Genomic DNA, 21,250 nt, shown 5'->3' with positions numbered 1-21,250 from the left:
GGGGCCGGTCCGGATGGCCGGCTGTCAGGACATGAGCACGCGTGCATGGTTCTTTCCGGCACGGGGTTGAAGCATATCCTGACCATAGAAAGTGCGCCGTGTCTTCGGCCACTTCATATTCGGGCAGGGGCCATAACGCCGGTGCATACCCCCGCCGGAACCGCCTGCTCAGACCTGTCCGGACGTGGGCCGGCGTTCCGCGCGATACTGCGATGGCGTGCAGTCCAGCTGCTCCTTGAACGCCTTGTTGAAGGTGACGCGATTGGTGAAGCCGGATTCGATCGCGATCCGTTCAAGGGACCAGTGCCGCTTGGGATCCTCGATCAGGGTCAGCGCGTACTGGACGCGATAGCTGTTTATCAGCCGGTAGAAATTGCTCTTCATGTGCTGGTTGATCACCTGCGAGACGGTGTGCGACTTGTGACCGATCGCCTTGGCCAGCTTGGTGAGAGACAGGCTTTCATCGAGGTAGAGGGCGTCTTCCTCGAGCCGCTGTTCGATCAGGGCCGCGACTTCTGCAGCCGCTGTGTCCGGCAGGGCCGAATGGAGATATTTGATTGTCGCACCAGCCTCGGTTCCGGACCCTGCCGGGTCTTCCGCCGGCGGGGCGGGTGTCCCTGTGAGCGCGCGCTCTTCCTCGGTGATCAGGAAGTCCGGCTTCTGCAGACCCTGCAACGCGATCAGCACAATGATGGCCGAGAGGAAAAGCAGCCAGGCCTGGCCCACCGTGCCCAGCGTAATCAGCCCGGTGGTTTGCTGCACCAGGAACAGGCCGACCCACAGCGCTTCCAGCAGGATGAAGGCGATCATCAGCTGGCGCAGCCGCTGCAGCACGTTGCGGCTGTTGTCGGCTCGCAGCTGGTCGAGCGCGGGCGCGAACGCATCCAGGCGCAGCCAGGCCAGGGCGAGATAGCTCGCCAGATGCACCTTCATCGCCACCAGCTTGATCGTCAGCAGCATTGAAATGTCACCGGGCGCCTGGTCCTGCTGCAGCGCAGCCCACATCGCAATCTTGGCGTCGCCGCTGCGGAACACGTCCGGTGCGCTGAGCAGCCAGACCGCAAATGCGGGCAAAAGATGCAGCACCCAGTTGCCGGCCGTGAAGGCCCGTTGCCCGGTCATCCGGCGCACATAGGCGTAGAGCACGGGCCCAAGCACCATCACAATGTTGGGCAGCAGATCGAGCAGGTGGGGCATGTAGCGATAGAGCTGGGAATGGACCGCACCGCCTTCGAGCAGCTTGTAAGCCAGCAGCGCCATCGCGATAGCCAGCAGCCGTGCCGGTGAACCGGACGGTGCCCGCCGCCAGAGAATGACCGTCAGCAGCAAGGCGTGGCTGAACGCCATGAAGTAGAGCGTGCTGAGTACGGCGTGCGGCATTGCGGATCTCCGGCGCTTCATCCGGCCCGTTCCGGGGCTTGACGCTGGTTGCGCGTTTATACCGGGCGGGCGTTAAGTCCGGCGCAGCTTATCGCGCCATGCGGGGGCGGGCGATGAAAGCCTCCATCCAGCTTATCGCGTCCGCGTGCATCGCGCGGCAGGTTCGATGTATTGTTTCGAACGCGGTCGAGGATACCCGGCATGTTTCGCAAGTTCTGGCGTTTGATCACGGCGCCTTTTCGCCTGGTCCCCTGGTATCTGTGGCTGGCTGCAGCTGCGGTCGCAGCCTGGTTCGGCCGTTCGATCCTGCTGATCATTGCAACCATCATCGCGTTTCATCCGATCCCGCTTCCCCCGCTTTTCCAGGGCGAGCCTGAAACCGTCGCAGAGGCGCGCCTGCAGGATCTGCGGCATTTCCACCATGTCCGGCGCAATGAGCGCTCGATGACCGACGAGATGCGGGCGCGCTTTGACGCCCGCGTCGCCTATCTCGAGGCCAATGCGGGCTCGCTCACCGACGCCGAATTCATGCTGGGCCTGGCGCGGGCTCAGGCCGAGATCGACAACGGGCATTCCAATACGCCGGCCACGCGCCTGGTGGCGCGCTTCCCCCGCTTGCCTGTCCGTATGGCGGAGATGGACGGCGAAATCCGTATCCTGCGGGTCCGGCCGGAGCAGCAGCCGCTGCTCGGTGCCCGTGTAGAGCGGATCAACGGGGTAGAGGTTGAGGAACTCCTCGCCCGCTTCCGCGATGCCTATGGCGGTAATGACGCCTTCTACCTCACCCAGGCTCCGGCGCTGCTCGACGCTCCGGATTTTCTGGCAGCGGTCGACGCTGGCGAGGCGGACATGCCGGTCCGGCTTGACCTGACACTGGCCGATGGCGAGACCGTACAGGTGTTGCTGGATGCCGAACCTGCCGCACCGGACGCTGAACGGGCCTTTCCCGGTGATCTTCCCCAGCCCTGGGTCCATGTCACCGAGGGATGGGTCGCGGCCGAGCCTGATGCGTCCCCGCTTTATCTTCAGCAGCCGGGGCGCGGCTACTGGATGGAGCGGATCGAAAATACAGGGATCGTCTACATCGCTTTGCGCACCAATCTCGACGATGGCGGCGAAGAGAGCCTGGCGGCCTTCTCCAGCCGCGTCGTGCAGACGCTGACCGAACAACCGGCGCGCGCGGTTGTCGTTGATCAGCGGTTCAGCGGCGGCGGAGACCTGACCATCACGCACGCGATGATGGCGGCCTTGCCGGACCTCGTCGGTCTGGATGGCCGGGTGTACCTGCTGACCAGCGGCAATACGTTTTCCGCCGCGATCGTCAATCTGGCCTCGGCCAGGGAAGTTGCGCCGGAGCGTGTCCTGCTGGTTGGCGAGGCAATCGGTGACCGGTTGCAGTTCTGGGCCGAGGGCTGGGGGTATGAACTGCCGAACAGCGGCTTCCGGGCGCGCTATTCGACCGGCTTCTACGACCTCCAGAATGGCTGCACCGGGCTTTTCCGCTGCGCCTGGGGCAGCCTGCACATCTTCCCGATCCTGATCGAAGATCTCGATGTCGACATCCCGGCGCCGCTCGACTGGCCTGCCTATATCGCCGGCCGTGATCCGGCGATGGATGCCGTCATGGCCGAGGAGGCGCGGCGCCGCGGGCGCTGAGACTTCACACCTTTCGCCCTCCTTTCGGGCGCTAGAAGCAAGGGAATATCATGTTGAGATCTTTCACCTTCGCGACGGTCACGCTTGTAGCGGGGCTTGGTCTGCCCGCCGCCGCACTCGCCCAGGACGAAGCCACACGCCGGAGCTGGGGCGCTGAGGCGCGAGCCGAGATGGCGCGTCTGGCGCCGCTCGCCGGGGACTGGGTTGTGACGGAATACATGCCGCAACCCGATGGCAGCTGGCATGCAGCTGAAACGGCTTATCGCGAGACCACACGCTATCTGCTGGACGGGCTGGCTCAGCGGATCGAGGCGCCGGAGCGGCCGGCGCAGCCCTGGCGCCTGGAGACCACCATCCAGTATGACCAGAACCGCGATGTCTTCCGGCTCGTGGCGCTCGACGATACCTGGGGCAATATGGATGTCTATGAGGGGGTGATGACCGGGGAGGGCGATCTGGTGGTCGACGACCTGCGGGCCGATACACCTTATCTCGGCGCGGACGGGTCGCGGACCTATTTCCGGCTCACATTCTCGATCGAAAGTCCGGACCGGAACACGCTTCATGTCGATGCCAGCAGGGATGCCGGCGAAACCTGGCAGCCCTTCCAGCGGATCGAGCGGGTGCGTTTCGGTACGCAGTGACAGAGGGTTAGTGCCGGTGTGCGGGTCGGCCGGCTGAGGTGAGCCAGGCGGCGCCGTGCGAGAGGGCCAGGCCGCTGGCGCCGACGACAGTGATGACGCGTTCGGCCAGTTCGGAAACCCCGGCCAGCGCGCCGAAGAAGAGCAGCGCCAGACCCGTGATCGCAAGGCCACGCAGGGCGATGCCGCGCATACCGCCCGGCCAGCTGCGCATGGCATTGAGGCTGACCAGAAGCGCCAGGCCTGCCAGGGCGAGGTGGATACGCTCATCCTCCATCCAGACCAGCGCCGGTCCCAGAGAAATCACAAAGGGCAGGGCCAGGCAGTGCACAAGGCACAGTCCTGAGAGGGCGATCCCGACGGCGTCCTGGCTGCGGCGCATGCATTTCCCTCCGGGGTGACAAAAAAGACATGAGCGGCCCCCTTGAGCCGATGTTGTGTTACATAATAACGTATCCCTGAACGATCAACGACGCTCGTCGCGAATTCGCAGGGAGATGTGCAGTGGGACCGAATATTCTGGTGCTTGCCGGCACCATATTGGCCTCATTCGGGCTACATACGGGTGACACAGGTGCCACACAGACGGCACATGAAGATCACGATGCGCACCATGATCACGCGGATCATGACGGGCACGAGGAACACGAAGCGCATGTCCACGGTGTCGGCCATCTGGGCGTCGCCATCGAAGCCGGCGGACGGGTCGAGGCCGAGTTCGAGACACCGGGCTATAATCTCTTCGGTTTCGAACGCGAGCCGCGCGATGCGGATGAGGTGCGTGCTGTCAGCGAGGCCCGGTCCAGCCTCTTGGCCGAAGGCGTGGTGCTGCGACTCGATCGCGATGCCGGCTGTGCCTATCTGGGCGGCGAGATTGCCGATACCGGGTATCACGATATCCGGGTGACCTACCGTTTCGACTGCGCGCAACCGCAGCGTCTGCGCCGGATCGGTACGGGCGTCTTCGAGGTGTTCGAACGGTTCGAGACGATCGAGGCGGTCCTGGTGTCGCCGGACCGGCAGGCCGGTTTCGACCTGACGCCGGCAGCTCCGGACCATCGTCTGGCGCCATGACCATACCGGCTGTTCGCATCCGCGACCTGGTCTTTGCCTGGCCGGGCGGGCCGTCGGTGCTGGAGATCGACCGGTTCGAGATGGCTGCCGGAGAAGCGGTTTTCCTCGCCGGGGCGTCGGGCAGCGGCAAGAGCACGCTGCTCGGCCTGATCGCCGGGATCACGCCTTGCCGCGAGGGTGAGATTTGCGTCCTGGGAACCCGCATGGACCCGGCCCGTCCCGCCCGGCGCGATGCCCTGCGCGCGGCGCAGCTGGGGATCGTCTTCCAGCTGTTCAATCTCGTGCCCTATCTCAGCCCGCTGGAGAATGTCCTCTTGCCGCTGCGCTTCTCGGCGGAGCGGGCTGCGCGGTTGAAGCAGGACGGGACCGATCCGCACACCGAGGCGCGCCGCCTGCTCGACGCGCTGGGGCTGGATGCCGATAGCCTGACGCGCCGGGTCACGGCGTTGAGTGTCGGCCAGCAGCAGCGTGTGGCGGCCGCCCGGGCGCTGATCGGCCGGCCGGGCCTGGTGATCGCGGACGAGCCGACTTCGGCGCTCGACCAGGATGCCCGTGACGCCTTCCTCTCCCTTCTGACCACGGAGTGCCGCAAGTCGGGCGCCGCGCTTCTGTTCGTCAGCCACGACCGCACCCTGGCGGACCGGTTCGACCGGCAGATCGAACTCGCTGATATCAATCGCGCGAGGCAGGCGGCATGAGCACGTCTCTCCTGACCCTGGCCTGGAAGAGCCTGGCCAATCGCGGTGTCTCGGTGGCGCTGACGATCCTGTCCATCGTGCTCGCGGTGATGCTGTTCCTGGGCGTGGAGAAGATCCGCACCGGTGTGCGGACGAGCTTTGACTCCACCATTTCGGACACCGATCTGATCGTCGGCGCACGCGGCGGGGCGATCAATCTCCTGCTCTATTCGGTCTTCCGCCTGGGCGATCCGACCGCGAATATCGGCTGGGACACCTATCAGCTGATTGCCTCGGCGCCGGATGTCGACTGGGCCGTGCCGATCTCGCTCGGCGACAGTCATCGCGGCTATCGGGTCGTGGGCACGACACAGGCCTATTTCGATCATTACCGCTACGGCCGCCGCCAACCGCTGGCGCTGGCCGATGGCCGGGCTTTCGACGGAACGCATGAAGTGGTCCTGGGTGCGGAAGTCGCCCGCCAGCTCGACTATGGCCTGGGCGGGTTTATCCGGCTGTCGCACGGCATCGGCGATGTCAGCTTTGCCGAGCATTCAGGCCATGATTTCGAGATTGTCGGCATTCTCGCGCCGACGGGCACACCGGTAGACCGGTCCGTCCATGTCTCGCTGGAAAGCATCGAGGCGATCCATGTCGGCTGGGAGAGTGGGGCGCCGCCGTCCGGCCAGGCTGCAGGCGAGACGCTCGATGCCGGCACGCTCGAGCCCGACAGTATCACGGCCGTCCTGGTCGGGGTGAGCTCGCCGATCCGCGTGCTGGGCCTGCAAAGGCAGATCAATACCTATCAGGGCGAGGCGCTGAGCGCGATCATGCCGGGCGTGGCGCTGTCACAGCTCTGGCAGGTGATCGGGGCCGGCGAGACGGCGTTCAAGGCGATCTCGCTGCTGGTCGTCGTGGTCGGCATGACCGGCATCCTCACCGCCCTGTCGGCCGGGCTGAACGAGCGCCGCCGCGAGATGGCGGTGTTGCGGGCGACCGGTGCGCGGCCGCGCGACATCTTCGCCCTGCTGATCCTGGAAGCCGCTTCGCTGGCGGCCGCCGGTGCCGTGATCGGCATCCTCCTGGCCCAGATCGGCTTTGCCATCATCGCCCGCTCGGTTGCCACGCGCTACGGGCTCGACCTGGCCGGCGGCCCGGGCGTGACCGAAATCCTTGTCCTTGGGGCCGTCACCCTGGCCGGCGCGCTGCTGGGCGCCTGGCCGGCCTGGCGGGCACAGCGCAATGCGCTGGCCGACGGCCTGTCCATCCGTTTGTGAGGTCCATCATGTCTTCGATCCGCATCTACCTGCTTCCCGTGCTTCTGCTCGCCGCCTGCGGCGCCAGTCCCAGCGGTGCCGACTCCTCGCCCGGCACCGAAGCCGCGGCGGCGGGCAGTTCCCAGACCGCGGAAGCCGCGCAACCGGAACCGTCACAGCCTGAAGAGCAGGCCGTCGAGGCCGAGCAATCTGCCGGGCCCGATGTGCAAGCGGCGGCCTCGTCAGACGATGAAGCGCCGCTGCGGGCAACGCCGCCGCCGCCCGGTCCGGACTTTCCGCCGCCGGACGAGAATGGCGTGATCACCATCAACTGGGACGATCTCCTGCCGGAAGGTGAGCTGGAGCGGATCGAGCAGCTCTACAACTCGGCCTATGCGACGATGGAGATCAATCATTTCGGCGGCCAGATGCAGCAGATCGGCACGTTCAATGTCGAGCCGGCGCTGATCGGCCAGACGGTGCGCATGCCCGGCTTCATCCTGCCGCTGGACTATCAGCCCGGTGGCGAGATCGACGAGTTTCTGCTGGTGCCCTATTTCGGCGCCTGCATTCACACCCCGCCGCCGCCACCCAACCAGATCGTCTATGTCACGCTGGACGAACCGCTGCGGGTCGACCGGCTGTGGGATCCGGTCTGGGTGACGGGCGAGCTGTCTTCGGACCGGCACATGAACGGGCTGGGCGATGCCGCCTACACAATGCGCCTGATCAGTCACGAGCCTTATCGGGACTAATCCAAGACCCCTCAGTCCGCGCTGGAGAAGACGCCGCGGCGGGCGAATTCGGCTTCCAGCCAGGCTTCGTCCTCGAAGGGCGGCACCATTTCGCGTGCGGGCTTCAGGCGGGCGGCGTGGGCGAGGGCGGCGACGCGTCCCTGCCCGTTGAACAGCGTGTCGGGCAGCATGTCCGCAATCGGGTCGGCATAGGCAGTTTCCGCCGGCACGATCTGCCAGCCCGCCTCGCGCAGGGCAATGGCTAGATCGTCGATGAAGAGCGCGGCGAGATCGTTTTCGTGCAGCAGCAGGACATGGGCCGGAGACCGGTCCAGCGTCTCGCGGGCCAGCGCATCGTAGAAATCGACGCCTTCCAGCAGGATGTCGATATAGGCCTGACGCAGCGCGTCCATATCGACCTCGCGCCCGGCTGCGACCGCGCGCTGGACCAGTGCATCCATGTACCAGTCATAATTGTCGACGGTGACATAGCCGTTGCGCAGGCCGCGTTCGGCGAGACCTTGCCGCAGGGCGTCGCGGCCCTCGACCGTGCGGCCTTCATCGAGGAAGGGGAAGCGGAAGTAGGGCGTATGGCCAGGCAGGTTTTCCAGCAGGCCGGTGGTGCGGTCGATATCGGCGAGATAGGCGGCCGGTTCGCTCTGCCACAGCCAGGTATGGGAATAGGAGTGGTTGGCCAGGCTGTGCCCGGCCGCGGCATAGGCCTGCAACCGGTCGAGCCCGTCGGTGTCCGCCTCGGCATTGCGGCCCAGCACGAAGATCATCGCCCCATCGACATCGGCGCGTTCGAGCGCATCGATCAGTTCGCGGGTCCGTTCGGAACCGGAGAAGAAGGCCCCGTCGCCACGGGGGGCGTCGTCGAACGTGATCGCGATCGTGCCGCGCGGCGCGGCGGGCGTGGTCTGAGCCTCCCCCGGTGCGGAAGCGGCCGGGGCGGCAAGGAGTGTCAGGGGCAGAAGGTAACGCAAAAACATGGTGTCCGGTCCGCTTGGCTGGATGGAGGGTTCGGGATCAGCGCAGGCCGACTTCGCCGCGCACGGTTTCGGCGAGGCTGGCGGGATCATAGGCCAGACCGTCGCGGAACACGTATTCGAGTGAGCGGATCGCGGCCGGGTCGGCGGCGAGGTCGCCATTGAGGATCAGGATGTCCGCCCGGTAGCCGGCCTGTACCAGACCGCGGTCCTCGCCCAGGCCGAGTTCGACGGCGCCGTTATGGGTCATGATCTGCACGGTTTCGGGGACGGAGAAGCCGGCTTCCACAAGGAGTTCCAGATTCCGCTGATCGCCATAGCCGGCGACGATGTGGCGGCCATTGTCCGGACCGGCGACGAGCCGGCCGCCGGCTTCGGCGAAGCGGCGCTCGAATGCGAGGATGCTGCTGAAAAGCGCAGGCGTGAAACGGGTCGTGTCGCGACGTTCGGCAAGCGCGGTCTGGCGGGCGTCATAGGCGGCGCGCTCGACCGGTGACAGCATGTCCAGCGCGCGCGACTCGCCCTGCGGCCGATGGGCGAAATGGGATTCAATGATGGCCAGCGTGGAGGTCAGCGTCACGTCATGGGCGATGAGCGTGTCGATCACCGCACCGACCGCCGGGCCGTCAATGTCGGCCTCGGTCAGGGATGACAGGGTGGAGACGCATTCGCCCTCGGGTTTGTTCTCGACCAGGTCGGACATGGAAATCAGACCGTGCTCGATCCGGTCGATCCCCATCTCCGCTGCCTCGTGGAAGGTCAGCGAGCACAGATGCCCGGTGACGGTGAGGCCGTGCGTGTGCGCCTGGTCGATGATCGCGGCTGCGATCGGCGGCGTGACGTGGCGGTAGAGCTTGAACCCGGAAACCCCGGCGGAGGCCCAGTAGTCGACGAAGTCGCGGGCGGCCTGCGGCGAGGCCGGGCGCGGCATCACCCAATTGCCCTCGGGGCCTGTTACATAGGGCGCGGCGATCCGCATGTCCGGGCCCGGGCCGAGCCCGCGCACAACCGCTTCCGCCATGTTCAGCTCGGCCATCGGGGCGGCGCTGCCGGCGGAGAACAGGGTCGTCACGCCGCCGGCGAGGTAGAGATGCGGCGCGGCAAAATGGCTGACGGGAACGCCCGGGTGGTGGAGGTGATTGTGCAGGCCGACAATGCCCGGCATTGCCGTCCGGCCGTCGAGCGACACCACTTCGAACCCTTCGGGGACCGTCACGTCGCCGCTGTCACCCACGGCCCGGATGCGGCCATTCTCGATCAGGATGGTCTGGTCCCGCCGCGCCGGAGCGCCCGAACCGTCGATCAGCTGCAGACCGGTCAGGGCCAGACGCGGAGCGTCGATCCGCACATGGCGCGTCACCGATTCCGACAGGCTTTTGGGAGGCTGGGCGGTGCCGGCTGCACTGACCGCGAGGCTGGCCAGGCCGGCGGTCAGTGCCGCCGTGATGGCGCGACAGAACATGAGAAAACTCCGGATGTTACGATTCTAGCGATAGTGCTACGCACGTAGCGTATCTGGCAACCCGCTCCGGCAGCCCGTGGTTCGTTACTGGCCGGGCAGGGTGCCTTCGGCTGCGCGCTGGCGGACATTATCGAGCAACGCATCGAGCCTGGTCCGGTCGTGCAGCCGGCCATCGGCGATGACGGCCGCGATGGCTTGCGTGTTTCCGATCTCGTCCAGCGGATTGGCGTCCAGCAGGACGAGGTCGGCTTCTGCACCCGCCTGGACAGTACCCAGCGTGCCGTCGCGGCCGAGATACCGGGCCGGCGTCGCGGTCGCGGCGCGCAGCGCGTCCATCGGACCCAGTCCGGCCTCGACCAGGCGGGCCAGTTCCTCATGGGCGCTGATGCCGGGAATGATCATCGTGTCATTGGCGTCGGTGCCCACCATCACCGCGACGCCTTCTTCATGAGCCAGCGCTGTGACCTGCAGTCCCAGGGCGTAGAAGCGGGCATAGTGATCGCGGACTTCGGCAGGTTCGGCGGCCGTGCGGTCGAGATCGGCATCCCAGTGCTGGCGCTGGAAGCCCGGGATGTAGGCAAGCGCTGGATGGTCGCGATAGGCTGGGTCGCCCGCCCGCACATCCATCTCGCGCGTGCCGTGCGTGGGAACGTAATAGGTGCCATTGGCGGCCAGTTCGCGCATCAGGGCGCGGCAGGTGCTCTCGTCGAAACTGGCCACGGTGCGGGAAAGCCGTTCCGCATCGTCCGGCCATTGTGCTGTCCGGTCGCCGCCGATCACGGCGCGGATGCGGGCGTGGTATTCGGCGCCAAACCCGCTGCAATCGGTGACGATGTCCTTGGCGTGCTCCAGCGTGCGCTGGCCGGCCGCCGCGGCTTCCGCAGCGGACAGGACGAGCGGAATATGACCGGAGACTTCCAGGCCGAGCTCGCCGGCCCGGTCCATCAGCCCTTCATAGGCGGCCGGGAAGATGGCGTGATACATTTTCACCAGATCGACGCCGCGCGCGTCGAGATAGTCGGCGAGGGCCCGGCCCTGCTCTTCCGTTTGCGGCATGAACATCGGATCGGCGTCCGGCGGCAGATGGCCGGTGCGGTCGCTCTGAACGAAAGCGCTCGACAGGCGCACCAGGTCCGGCCCGGCCAGCGCTCCGGCATCGATGCGGGCATTGTAGTTCACCAGATCGTCCCGGCACAGGAAGGGCGGGGTCTGCGGCTCCCAGCAATCGCCTGCCATGTCGCGCACCGAGGTGATGCCATGGGCGAGGAAGAGGGCGAGGCTGGTCTCGGTCACCGGCGCGACATTGGTGTGCACATGCATGTCCATCAGACCGGGGATGAGAAAACGGCCCCGGCCGTCGATCTCCTGAGCGCCTTGGGGGAGGGTCGCCAGCGCGGCAGGCTCCACCGCGGCAATCAGGCCGCCGGACAGGGTGACCGTCATGTCGGGCCGGACCGTGCGGCTGGCAGGATCGATCACGGTGACATGGGTGATCTGCAGCGTGTCCTGGGCGTGTGCAGCGGTGGACAGGCACAGCGCGAGGGTCGCGGCGGCGAGGCGGGATGGCGTCATGGGCAAGGGCTCCTTGGCGTTTTCAGGCTGCGGAAATCGCAGCGGGTCTGAGCCCTTGGATGCGGGCATCGCCCGATCCGGATGACGCCGAAAAAAGATCGCCTGCCCGTCATCCGTGGCAGCATGTGCCTGCATCAAAGCGCAAACAGGCAGGCTGGAGGTCGCCGTGGAAGACGATATCGTCGCCAAACTCATCCCGATCCTGGTGGTGGCTTTCCTCGCGGCCATTCCGATCAGCGCGCAATTCTTTGCCTACCGCAAACGCAAGGCGGACCTCGCCACGATCCGGCTGCTGGTCGAGCGCTGCGAGACGGTCGACCAGGCCGCGCTGGCGCAGATCGCCGGCGGGACGCGGCGGCGTTTCCGCGACCTGCGGCGCGGGCTGATCCTGCTGGCGCTGGTCCTGCCCGGTCTTGTGCTGGCCGCCCTGATGGAAAGCCTGCGGGCCCAGCTCTTCGTGCTGGCGATCGCCGGCCTGCCCTTCACGCTGGGACTGGTCCACCTGGCCTTTCACTTCCTGCTGACCGGCCGGGACGAGCACTAGCGGCCGATGACCCGCCGGCCGCTCCGTCAGCTCAGCGACAGCAAGCTGATCCCGCTGTGCCAGGCAGCGGGGGATGCGGATGCGTTCGAGGAGCTGGTGCGCCGGCACCAGGCGGCCCTGACCGATTTTCTCACCGCCTCGATCCGCCACCGTCAGGATGCCGAGGACCTCGCCCAGTCGGCGCTGATCAAGGCCTTCATCCATATCCGCCGCTATGACGGCCGGTCGGCTTTCCGCACCTGGTTGTTCGCCATCGGCTATCGCGAGCTGTTGATGCTGGCCCGGCGCCAGCGCTCGCACCGGCGCATTCTCGACCGGCTGCGCGGCGAGGTGCGGCCCCAGCTGACCAGCGATCCGGACTGGCCGATCGATGTGCGCTCCGCGCTGGATGCGCTCGCGCCGGAAGAGCGCGATGTCGCCATCCTGTGCGAGATCGGCGGGCTGACGCATGTCGAGGCGTCGCGGGCACTCAAGGTGCCGCTGGGGACGCTGAAGTCACGGGTCAAACGCGCAAAGGAGCGGCTGGCAGCACGGCTCGCTCCACAAGACGAGGAGGACGGAGATGAGCAGTCTGACTGACCGGGCCCGGCGGCGGGCCGCGATATTGTCGATCCGGCTGCGGCTGGTGCGTCACGGCCGGGCGATCGTCTCGACGCTGATCCTGCTGGCCTGGCTGGCCGGCCTCGGCTTCGCCCTGCCGGTGATCGCCGATTTTGCCGAACAGGACACGCCGGGCTTTGGCCTGGTGGTACTCTATATCGCCCTGTCCGCCCTGGCGCTGGCCTGGTGCGAGAGTGAGGGATGACAAAGCCGGGCCCGGGCGTCCTGCGCTACGGGGCGGCCCATTCCCGCCCCGGCTTGCCGGCCAGATAACCGCTGACCAGGTCGAAACCCGGCATTTCACCGCGGATGGCGGCGAGCAGGGCGTCCAGATCGCTCCGGCCGTCCAGAAAGCCGCGCCAGGCCTTTGCAATCGCGACCATGTCGCCCGTGTGCGGCGACAGGCGCAACGCGCTCACGCCGCTCTGCCGTAAGGCGGCGGAGGCAAAGGGCGACACATGCAGGGCGTGGGACAGGGTCTGCACGCCGTTATAGGCGAGGAAGGGGATGCCATCGAGCGTCTCGACCCCGGCGCCGTCGGGGTCCTTCTCGCAGACATACTGGCAGCTGTCCTTGGTCAGCCCGTCCTGGCGGGCGTGATAGCAGCGGCCGGAATGGGCCAGCGGCAGGCGGCCGAAGGCGAAGAGCTCGACCTCCACGCCTGGATTGCCGGCGGCGATGGCCGAGATCGCGTCGAGCGAAAGCTCGACCCGCGGGCACCAGCGCTCGCAGCCCATCGAGGCCAAGAGGGCGAGGGCGGCTTCATTGTAGATGTTGAGAAAGGGGCCTGCGGCGAAGGGCCGGTCCTGCCGGTCCTTCAGGGCGCCGAAATCATTGATCTCGACGAGGCTGTCGCCCTGCATCAGATCCCGGGTCATCCGGCGTTCGCGCTTGTTGACCGGCGAGATGAGGCCGGACCAGACGACGGTCTTGCCGCCGCGCTCCAGGCGCTCGGCCGCCGCCACGACCGAGTCGATGGTCAGCGGTGAGCGCTTGCCGCAGACGATCTCGCCGAGATGGACACGGTCGACCGGCGCCTCGTCGGCGATACGGGCATAGAAATCGGCCAGGCGGGCGGCGGGCCAGTTGAAATAGAGCGGGCCCAGGGTGAGGCCGATGGATGTGGATGTCAGCGCCATGTCTTGCGGTATGCCCCCGTCGTGCTGCGATGCCCCTCGGTGAGAGCGGCCAGTGTGTTTGCGGTGCCGGTGCCCTGACCGGCGAGTACGGCATCGATGGCCGTGCGGAATTCGCGCGTGACCTGCTGGACATAGGCCTTGCCGCGCTGGCGCCCCTCGATCTTGAGCGCACTGACGCCGGCGCGGATGAGGTCGGGCAGGACGTCGATCGTGTTGAGGCTCACCGGGTCCTCGAAGATGTGGCTGGCCTCGCCCCTGTCGACGAAACGTCCCTTGCAGATTGTCGGGTAACCGACCGGCTGGCCGGCAGCGCTGCGGTCGATGGTGAGGCCGGACAGCTTCGCCGAGCGCTGGCCACTCTCGCTGGAATAGCTGACGCATTCGGATGGCGAGCAGACGCCGGACAGGTTGGGCGAGCGGCCGGTGACATAGGAGGAGAGGTCGCACCGGCCTTCGGTCATCACGCACAGCCCGCCGAAGGCGAAGGCTTCGATCTCGACGGGGATTTCCCTGGCCAGGGCGGCAATCTCGGGAATGGACAGGATGCGCGGCAGGACGACCCGTTTCACACCGAAGCGCTCGGCGTAGAAAGCGATGGCCTCCGGCGTTCCGGCGGCGGCCTGGACGGAGAGGTGCAGGCGCAATTGCGGATGCCGGTTTGCCGCATGATCGAGCACGGCCAGGTCCGCGACGACAATCGCATCCGCGCCGCAGGCGGCGGCCGTGTCGACGGCCCCGGTCCAGGGCGCTGTGTCGCCGGCCGTGGCGAACGTGTTCACGGCGAGCAGGACTTTCGCGCCGCGGGCGTGGGCGAACTCGACCGAGGCTGCCAGCTCGTCGGGCGAGAAGTTCAGGCCGGGGAAATTGCGGGCGTTTGTGGCGTCGCGCAGGCCGCAATAGACGGCGTCGGCCCCGCTCTCCACCGCCGCACGCAGGCTGGCCGGTGTGCCGGCCGGGCAGACGAGTTCCAGCATCAGGCCAGCCTCCGGATCAGCGCATCGAGGCCGGGTGGAAGCGGCAGGGGCAGAAGGTCGCGCCAGTCCAGACCGGCGGCCTCGATCGCATTGCGCAGGGCGACGAGTGGCGCCATCTCGCCCTCGATCGCCAGTTCGGAGGAGAAGAAAGCGGCGTCACCGTCATCCTCGCCCTGGAAGATGGTGAGAAGACACTCCAGCGGTGCTTCCACCCGCACATTGGCGGGCCCGGATGCGGATTTCGGCAGGGCCGTGACGGTGCCGCCGGTATCGCTCAGCGCGATCTCGAAGGCGACGGGGTATTCGGCGGGCGCAATCCGGATCACCGTGTTGCGGGCCGCGTCGAGCCGGTCGTGGAGGTCGGGATGGCGGCGCAGCACCCGGTGCAGGCTGAGGGTCAGCATGGCGCCGAGCGGTGCCAGGGCGATCCTCGCGGCCTGCGGCGACGGCCAGGGCGGCGCTGCGGGCAGCGGGAAGGGCGCGCCTTCGAACAGGCGGGCGGGACGGCGCCAGGATGCCGGTGCGGATGTGGTGGTGGAATGCATGGAGCCCCCTCGGTCCGGTCTTTGTCCGGTCTTCAGGGGTAGTCGAAGTCAGGCGGCGAGCCCCCGCGGCATACGGGCGCACGGCCGGAATGTCGCAGGTTCAGGCCCGGGTTCGGGCTCAGGCCTGGGCGGCGGCGGTGGCCGGATCGTGCCAGGCCATCTCGACAAAAGCGCCGGCACCCGGCGAGTGCGGTGCGGGCTGTCCGGCAATCACAAAGCCGAGGCGCTGGTAAAAGGTCCGCGCCCTGTTGAGCGGGTGGACCTGCAGCGTCACCGGCTTGTGCTCGGTCGCGGCCTGGGCGCACAGGCTGCGCACGATGATCTCGCCGATCCGCCGGCCGCGATAGGCGGGCAGGATGTTGAGGTCGAGAATACGGATCTCGTGATCGCGGAAGTCGGCATACAGCCGGCCGATGGGCTGGCCGCACCATTCCACCACGGCATATTTGGCCAGGGTGAAGGCGTTGAAATAGACGTCGTGCTGGGCGGCGTATTGCTGCTTGTAGATCTTCGCCAGCAAATCATCCTTGCCGGCCGCCTTGAGCGGCTCGAATTCCCAGGCGCGCCCGGCGTCATGCACGGCGCGCAGGAAAGCCTCGTCCTTCGCCTGGGCGGGGCGCAGGTTGAGGTCGAGCGGATTGACTGCGGCACTGGATGTCTGGGACGGCTGATACATGGTCTTACCGGAAATGTCGGGGCGGTTCGGTTGCGACGCAAGGCGGTCAGGCCGCCCCGGGGGTGAGACCGGGACGGCCGAAGCCGGTCAACCCAGGACGATCTCGTAGGTCGGTTCGTCCGGATCGGTGACCCGGTGAACGAGCAGGGCATGTTCGCCGATGTCCGGATGCGAGAGTGTGTGGGTTCCGGCAATCACGCCGGTATCTTCCGGCCCGGAGAAAACCAGGCTCATCGGCGCACGGAATTTCTTGCCCGGCGCTTCGCGCGTCTCGACTTTCTTCAGCGTGACAGTGTGACCGTCCAGCTCGAACGCCTTGCCGACCAGAGTTTCGAAGTCTTCCGGTTTGAGATCTTCAAGCGATTTCACGATGGGGCTCCTCCCCTGATCAGCTGCGTGACGGGTAGATGCCGAACATGCACATCTGGAAGTTCACCGCCTGGTAGGGCGACTGTGTGTGGACGGGCTGGCTGCTGCCGGACGCACCGGTCATCCCGTTCACCGTCACCTGTTGCGCCGGAATGGTGATCGGGCCCATCTCCCCCGGCGGGTTGGACAGGGTCGAGCCATAGATGCGGTTGGTGCTGCTGGTTGCCGCCATGAAGTTACCGTCCGGCGTGGAGGCGTCGCCACCGCCCGTTGTCACGGGCAGGTTTGCCTCGCCAGGCTGGGTCTGGCCGGTGATCGACATGTCGTGATGGTGCATCGGCAGATCGATGATGGTCAGCGTGGTGGTTTCACGGCCGCCGATCTGGCCGAGGGCCTTGCTGCTCAGGCCCGGGCCATGCCCATAGCTTATCGGTACCCGGCTGCGCAGGTCCGGCAGCGCGAACGAGGTGCGGCCGTCGCCACCGTAGAAATTCTGGATGAGCGAATACAGGGTCGTGTTCTGGTTGATCGCCAGAAGGCCGCCCGAGCAGGCGCCCCAGTTCCTGATTACAAAATTGCAGCCGAAGGCTGAGATCATGCTGATATAGGCTTCCATGCCCATCTCCCTTGAGCAGTGCGGCGCCGCGGCAGTCCGGACGATCAGCCGATGATGAGTTCGTAGGTCGGCTTCTCGCCGCCATTCACGCGGTGAATGTGCAGCAGGTGATCCCCCAGTTCCGGGTGGGAGAGCAGGTGGGTGCCGTGATCCACATCGATCTCCTCGTCGGCGATGAAGGTGATGCTGGCCGGGGCACGGTGTTCCGGCGTGGGCGCTTCGCGGACTTCGACACTTTCGAGCGAGACCGGCTTGTGGGCGAGCTGGAATGTGGCGCCGACCAGGGCCTGGAAGTCCTGTGCGGTCAGTTGATCTGTTTTCTTCATGACAAGGCTCCTGGCTCGGTTAGGCGCGCGACGGATAGATGCCGTACATGCAGATCTGGTAGTTCACGGCCTGGTACGGCGACTCTGTGTAGACGGGCTGGCTGCCCCCGGAATTCATTGTAGTGCCTTGCACACTGACCTGCTGCGAGGGCAGCGGGATCGGGCCCATCTCACCCGGCGGGCTGGACAGGGTGGAGCCGTAGATGCGGTTGGTGCTGCTGGTTGCGGCCATGTAATTGCCGTCGGGCGTGGAGGCGTCCCCGCCGCCCGTCGTGACCGGCAGGCTTGTCGCACCGGGCTGGGTCGCCGCCGTGATGAAGACCGAATGATTGTGCACCGGCATCTGGGACTGGGTGAGGGTCACCTGTTCGGTGCCGCCTTTTGCGCCGATATTGTGGAAGCTCAGGCCGGGACCTTGGCCCCAGCTGATGGCCGCCCGGCCGCGCAGATCCGGCAGGCCGAACGTCGTGCGGCCGTCGCCGCCGAAATTGGTTCCGAGCAGCGAGAACAGGGCATCGTTCTGGCTGATCGCGATAAGGCCGCCGGCGCACTGCCCCCAGCTTCGAATGACGAAATTACAACCATATGGCGTAATCATGCTCATGTAGGCTTCCATATGTCTCTCCCCTGCAAGCCGGCGGTGAGCCTGACAGAAAACGCATAACTTACAAGTGTGTGATGGAAAATAATCTCTGAAGGTTGATAAAATCCCTGAAAAATCGGGGAATATGCCGCCATTCGGTCCTCGTATGATTGCAAAATCGAAAATTCGCGTAAAACGCGATCAGTCAGATCTGGTGGCACTTCAGAGATTTTCGTTGAGCCGTCCCGGGCGCAACTGTATGACTAGGCGATGTGTCATGTAAAATCATGACCATAAATTGTGCGCGGTTTCGTGCGGGGGCGACGCGCCCCGGGGGGAAAGATGTTCAAGTCGTTGTTCGGTTCGATCGAGGCTGCGCGCAACTGCGTGGCCGGTTTCGCCATCCTGGCTGCGGCCTGTCTGGCTCCGGCCCAGGCGCAGAACGAGGTGGTGTTCGTCGATCCCGGGGTCACGGGCGCTGACGTGTTCGAACATGCAGCCGGTGACGCGGAGTATGTCCGCCTGGATGCCGGGCGACCGCCGCTTGAACAAATCGCCGGTTATATGGACGGTCGGCACGGCATCCGCAGTGTCCACCTGATTTCCCACGGCGCGCCAGGCGCGCTGCAATTCTCCGGCGGCCGCATCGATCGCGCCGCGCTGGACGTGGAAATCGACTATCTGGCCCGTATCCGCGCTGCGCTGGCGGATAATGCCGATGTGCGTCTCTACGCCTGTGACGTCGCCTCCGGCGCTGAGGGCGCGAGTTTCGCCAGCGCCTTCGCGGACGCGCTGGGCGCCGACATGGCCGCATCGACCAACCTGACCGGCGCCGGCTCGCTGGGCGGTGACTGGGCGCTGGAATGGACACGTGGCGAACTGGACCGGAGCCCGGTTCAGGCCGGGTTTGCGGCGTCGGGCTATGCCGGTGTCCTGCAAGCCATCGTGGCTCGCGAAGAGGCCAATTTCAACGGTATCGGCGGGACGATCTTTTATCCTGGTCTGACAATAACGGACGGCAATTACAGCTTCGAATACGACACGCCCAACACGCCCGCCGAATGGATCGGCTTCGCCAATGGTGGCGAGGGAAATACCGGTGTTGCCGTGGCGCGGCACAATGATGCTTCGCCCAGCGCGGGTTCCATCCGCATCACCCACACCACGCCGGGCACCCGGTTCGACTTCGTGTCCTTCTGGCACGATATCATTCCGGGCCGCCAGATCGTGACGGTGGAAGGTTTCCTGGGCGGTGTATCCCAGGGCACCTATAGCGGCGGGGCGCTGACCGGCACCGGGACGGCGACCATGGGCGCGGCCTTCGACAATGTCGACGAGGTTGTTCTCACCTCCGACGCCGCCGGCATCGAGATGCAGATCGACAGCTTCGTGTTCGATCCGCCGCCTGCCGATTCCACCGCGCCGGCTGTTCAAAGCATCACGGTTTCCGGCACTCCGGGCGCGAATGCGGCCAGCATCGATTTCGTCGTCGACTTCGACGAGAACGCCAACAATGTCTCGACCGACGATTTTTCCCTGACGACGACCGGGTCCGCCGGCGGCACGATCGCCAGTGTTTCTGCAGCCAGCGGCGATCCGATCACGGTGACGGTGAACAGCATCACGGGTACCGGTACGATCCGGCTCGATCTGGACGGCGGTACCAATATCGCCGATGACAGTGCCAATTCCGGTCCGGCGGCCTATTCCTCGGGCTCCGCCCATACAGTCGATCGCGATGCGCCCTCCGGCTACACGATCGGTATCGACCAGGGCGCTCTGAATGCGGCCAATGACAACGCTGCCTCGTTCACCTTTGCGTCGGCAGAGGTGGGCGCGGACTACGATTATACGATTACCTCCTCAGGCGGGGGCGGGTCCGTCACCGGATCGGGCACGATTGCGACGGCAACGGACCAGATTACCGGACTTGATGTGTCCGGCCTGCCGGATGGCACGCTGACATTCTCGGTCACCCTGACAGACGCTGCCGGCAATACGGGCGGGGCTGCGACCGACACGGTCGCCAAGGACGCGACGGCGCCAGCGGGCTATACCGTAACTCTGGACCAGGACCCGGTCACGACGGGCAATCAGGGCGCGGTGTCCTTCACCTTTGCCGGCGCGGAAGTGGGCGCGGATTACGATTATACGATCACGTCCTCGGGTGGTGGCGGGTCTGTAACCAGCTCCGGCACGATTGCGACAGCGACCGACCAGATCTCCGGCATCGATGTTTCCGGCCTGCCGGACGGGACGCTCACCCTGTCGGCCACGCTGACAGACACAGCCGGCAATGCCGGCGGTGCGGCGACCGATACCGCGGCCAAGGACACGGCCGCACCCGCTGGCTATTCCGTGACGCTGGACCAGGATCCGGTGAATAGCGGCAATGCGGGGGCGGCGTCCTTCACCTTTGCGGGCGCCGAGGTGGGTGCGGACTACGATTACACGATCAGCTCTTCGGGTGGGGCCGGTTCAGTGACCGGGTCCGGGACGATTGCGACGGCGACCGACCAGATCACCGGTATCGATGTCTCGGGCCTGCCGGACGGGACGCTGACCCTGTCGGTGACCCTTACGGACGGTGGCGGCAATACCGGCGGTGCGGCGACGGACACGGCGACCAAGGAAACCGTGGCGCCTGCGGGCTACAGCGTTGCGCTGGACCAGGACCCGGTAACGGCCGCCAATGCCAATGCCGTCTCCTTCACCTTTGCGGGTGCGGAGGTCGGCGCGGATTACGACTATGCGATCACCTCCTCGGGCGGTGGCGGATCGGTGACGGGTTCCGGCACGATTGCAACCGCGACCGATCAGATATCCGGGATCGATGTGTCCGGTCTGAATGACGGGACGCTGACCCTGTCGGTGACGCTGACCGATCCGGCGGGCAATACCGGCGCCGCTGCAACCGATACGGCGTCCAAGGATGCGCTCGCGCCGGCGGGTTACAGTGCCTCTTTCGACCAGGCTGCGGTCAATGCCGGCAATGCCGATGGTGTTTCCTTCACCTTCGCCGGTGCTGAAGTCGGGACGGATTACGATTACACGATCACCTCGTCGCATGGTGGCGGCTCGGTCACCGGGTCCGGCACGATTGCGACGGCAACCGACCAGATCGGCGGCATTGACGTGCTCAGCCTCGTCGACGGTACGCTGACCCTGTCTGTGACGCTGACCGATAGCGGCGGCAATACCGGCGTGGCTGCGACGGACACTGTCTCCAAGGACGTGGTGGTGCCGTCGGGTTATTCGGTCTCCCTGGACCAGGACCCGGTGACGGCGGCCAATGACAATGCTGTCTCCTTCACCTTTGCGGGTGCGGAGGTCGGCGTGGATTACGACTATGCGATCACCTCCTCGGGCGGGGGCGGCTCGGTGACGGGTTCCGGCACGATTGCGACCGCGACGGACCAGATTTCCGGGATTGATGT

23 protein-coding genes are annotated in these 21,250 nt (G+C 66.1%); 10 read left to right on the top strand and 13 right to left on the bottom strand.

The window, feature by feature from the left end:
* Nucleotides 1-168: 168 nt before the first annotated feature.
* On the bottom strand, nucleotides 169-1,380 hold the full coding sequence (locus ABJO18_RS06830; RefSeq protein ID WP_348508242.1) for a helix-turn-helix domain-containing protein: 1,212 nt from the start codon (nucleotides 1,378-1,380) through the stop codon (nucleotides 169-171).
* Between the two features lie 201 nt (nucleotides 1,381-1,581).
* Here ABJO18_RS06830 and ABJO18_RS06825 point away from each other — a divergent pair, with 201 nt between their 5' ends.
* Together ABJO18_RS06825 and ABJO18_RS06820 are read left to right on the top strand one after the other, a co-directional pair.
* Entirely contained in the window at nucleotides 1,582-3,036 is a 1,455-nt protein-coding gene (locus ABJO18_RS06825; RefSeq protein ID WP_348508241.1) for a hypothetical protein, read from the top strand.
* Between the two features lie 50 nt (nucleotides 3,037-3,086).
* Nucleotides 3,087-3,680: a DUF1579 family protein gene (locus ABJO18_RS06820; RefSeq protein WP_348508240.1), complete on the top strand. Its 594-nt coding sequence runs from the start codon at nucleotides 3,087-3,089 to the stop codon at nucleotides 3,678-3,680.
* A 7-nt stretch (nucleotides 3,681-3,687) separates the two neighbouring features.
* Here ABJO18_RS06820 and ABJO18_RS06815 read toward each other — a convergent pair whose 3' ends face one another.
* Entirely contained in the window at nucleotides 3,688-4,059 is a 372-nt protein-coding gene (locus ABJO18_RS06815) for a MerC domain-containing protein (RefSeq protein ID WP_348508239.1), read from the bottom strand.
* A gap of 122 nt (nucleotides 4,060-4,181) precedes the next feature.
* On the opposite strand from ABJO18_RS06815, the gene ABJO18_RS06810 reads away from it, so the two are divergent.
* From ABJO18_RS06810 to ABJO18_RS06795, 4 genes are read left to right on the top strand one after another with little or no spacing between them, the layout of a single operon-like run.
* Complete coding sequence (locus ABJO18_RS06810) at nucleotides 4,182-4,751, top strand: DUF2796 domain-containing protein (RefSeq protein ID WP_348508238.1); 570 nt, start codon at nucleotides 4,182-4,184, stop codon at nucleotides 4,749-4,751.
* On the top strand, nucleotides 4,748-5,449 hold the full coding sequence (locus ABJO18_RS06805; RefSeq protein WP_348508237.1) for an ATP-binding cassette domain-containing protein: 702 nt from the start codon (nucleotides 4,748-4,750) through the stop codon (nucleotides 5,447-5,449). The genes ABJO18_RS06810 and ABJO18_RS06805 overlap by 4 nt, the downstream gene beginning before the upstream one ends.
* Nucleotides 5,446-6,705, top strand: a complete 1,260-nt coding sequence (locus ABJO18_RS06800; RefSeq protein ID WP_348508236.1) for an ABC transporter permease — start codon at nucleotides 5,446-5,448, stop codon at nucleotides 6,703-6,705. Before ABJO18_RS06805 ends, ABJO18_RS06800 begins: the two co-directional genes overlap by 4 nt.
* An 8-nt stretch (nucleotides 6,706-6,713) precedes the next feature.
* Entirely contained in the window at nucleotides 6,714-7,439 is a 726-nt protein-coding gene (locus tag ABJO18_RS06795) for a DUF3299 domain-containing protein (RefSeq protein WP_348508235.1), read from the top strand.
* 11 nt (nucleotides 7,440-7,450) lie between these two features.
* Here ABJO18_RS06795 and ABJO18_RS06790 read toward each other — a convergent pair whose 3' ends face one another.
* The 3 genes from ABJO18_RS06790 to ABJO18_RS06780 all read right to left on the bottom strand — a co-directional run bounded on the left by ABJO18_RS06790 (nucleotide 7,451) and on the right by ABJO18_RS06780 (nucleotide 11,441).
* Nucleotides 7,451-8,410: a polysaccharide deacetylase family protein gene (locus ABJO18_RS06790; protein ID WP_348508234.1), complete on the bottom strand. Its 960-nt coding sequence runs from the start codon at nucleotides 8,408-8,410 to the stop codon at nucleotides 7,451-7,453.
* Nucleotides 8,411-8,447: 37 nt separating this feature from the next.
* Nucleotides 8,448-9,869: an amidohydrolase family protein gene (locus ABJO18_RS06785; protein ID WP_348508233.1), complete on the bottom strand. Its 1,422-nt coding sequence runs from the start codon at nucleotides 9,867-9,869 to the stop codon at nucleotides 8,448-8,450.
* An 84-nt stretch (nucleotides 9,870-9,953) separates the two neighbouring features.
* Nucleotides 9,954-11,441, bottom strand: a complete 1,488-nt coding sequence (locus ABJO18_RS06780) for an amidohydrolase family protein (RefSeq protein ID WP_348508232.1) — start codon at nucleotides 11,439-11,441, stop codon at nucleotides 9,954-9,956.
* A 166-nt stretch (nucleotides 11,442-11,607) separates the two neighbouring features.
* On the opposite strand from ABJO18_RS06780, the gene ABJO18_RS06775 reads away from it, so the two are divergent.
* Genes ABJO18_RS06775 through ABJO18_RS06765 form a run of 3 tightly spaced genes read left to right on the top strand, consistent with a single transcriptional unit; the run spans nucleotide 11,608 to nucleotide 12,790 of the window.
* Nucleotides 11,608-11,985 (top strand): hypothetical protein, encoded by a 378-nt coding sequence (locus ABJO18_RS06775; RefSeq protein WP_348508231.1) that lies wholly within the window; start codon nucleotides 11,608-11,610, stop codon nucleotides 11,983-11,985.
* Between the two features lie 6 nt (nucleotides 11,986-11,991).
* A complete protein-coding gene (locus ABJO18_RS06770) occupies nucleotides 11,992-12,564 on the top strand; it encodes a sigma-70 family RNA polymerase sigma factor (protein WP_348508230.1) in 573 nt (190 codons plus the stop codon).
* Nucleotides 12,548-12,790, top strand: coding sequence for a hypothetical protein (locus tag ABJO18_RS06765; protein ID WP_348508229.1), 243 nt, complete (start codon nucleotides 12,548-12,550; stop codon nucleotides 12,788-12,790). Before ABJO18_RS06770 ends, ABJO18_RS06765 begins: the two co-directional genes overlap by 17 nt.
* Nucleotides 12,791-12,815: 25 nt before the next feature.
* Here the strand turns inward: ABJO18_RS06765 and ABJO18_RS06760 are convergent, their stop codons facing one another.
* The 8 genes from ABJO18_RS06760 to ABJO18_RS06725 form a co-directional block, all read right to left on the bottom strand.
* Complete coding sequence (locus tag ABJO18_RS06760) at nucleotides 12,816-13,724, bottom strand: U32 family peptidase (RefSeq protein WP_348508228.1); 909 nt, start codon at nucleotides 13,722-13,724, stop codon at nucleotides 12,816-12,818.
* Nucleotides 13,715-14,698 carry a peptidase U32 family protein gene (locus ABJO18_RS06755; RefSeq protein WP_348508227.1) on the bottom strand — a complete coding sequence of 328 codons (984 nt, stop codon included), beginning with the start codon at nucleotides 14,696-14,698 and terminating at the stop codon, nucleotides 13,715-13,717. The genes ABJO18_RS06760 and ABJO18_RS06755 overlap by 10 nt, the downstream gene beginning before the upstream one ends.
* On the bottom strand, nucleotides 14,698-15,243 hold the full coding sequence (locus ABJO18_RS06750) for an SCP2 sterol-binding domain-containing protein (RefSeq protein WP_348508226.1): 546 nt from the start codon (nucleotides 15,241-15,243) through the stop codon (nucleotides 14,698-14,700). The genes ABJO18_RS06755 and ABJO18_RS06750 overlap by 1 nt, the downstream gene beginning before the upstream one ends.
* A gap of 118 nt (nucleotides 15,244-15,361) precedes the next feature.
* The gene (locus ABJO18_RS06745; RefSeq protein ID WP_348508225.1) at nucleotides 15,362-15,919 is read right to left on the bottom strand and encodes a GNAT family N-acetyltransferase; all 558 of its coding nucleotides are present in this window, start codon (nucleotides 15,917-15,919) and stop codon (nucleotides 15,362-15,364) included.
* A gap of 87 nt (nucleotides 15,920-16,006) precedes the next feature.
* Entirely contained in the window at nucleotides 16,007-16,288 is a 282-nt protein-coding gene (locus ABJO18_RS06740; protein ID WP_348508224.1) for a hypothetical protein, read from the bottom strand.
* A gap of 19 nt (nucleotides 16,289-16,307) precedes the next feature.
* Complete coding sequence (locus tag ABJO18_RS06735; RefSeq protein WP_348508223.1) at nucleotides 16,308-16,904, bottom strand: tail fiber protein; 597 nt, start codon at nucleotides 16,902-16,904, stop codon at nucleotides 16,308-16,310.
* 44 nt (nucleotides 16,905-16,948) lie between these two features.
* A complete protein-coding gene (locus ABJO18_RS06730; protein ID WP_348508222.1) occupies nucleotides 16,949-17,230 on the bottom strand; it encodes a hypothetical protein in 282 nt (93 codons plus the stop codon).
* A gap of 19 nt (nucleotides 17,231-17,249) precedes the next feature.
* A complete protein-coding gene (locus ABJO18_RS06725) occupies nucleotides 17,250-17,846 on the bottom strand; it encodes a tail fiber protein (protein WP_348515807.1) in 597 nt (198 codons plus the stop codon).
* 309 nt (nucleotides 17,847-18,155) lie between these two features.
* Here ABJO18_RS06725 and ABJO18_RS06720 point away from each other — a divergent pair.
* A partial coding sequence (locus tag ABJO18_RS06720; protein ID WP_348515806.1) for a DUF4347 domain-containing protein occupies nucleotides 18,156-21,250 on the top strand: 3,095 nt, incomplete at its 3' end.

Origin of the sequence: Maricaulis sp., from assembly GCF_039978735.1 — a bacterium.
Classification (GTDB): Bacteria; Pseudomonadota; Alphaproteobacteria; order Caulobacterales; family Maricaulaceae; genus Maricaulis.
Note: the sequence above shows the minus strand (reverse complement) of the source record. Positions and strands in the feature narration are given on the sequence as shown.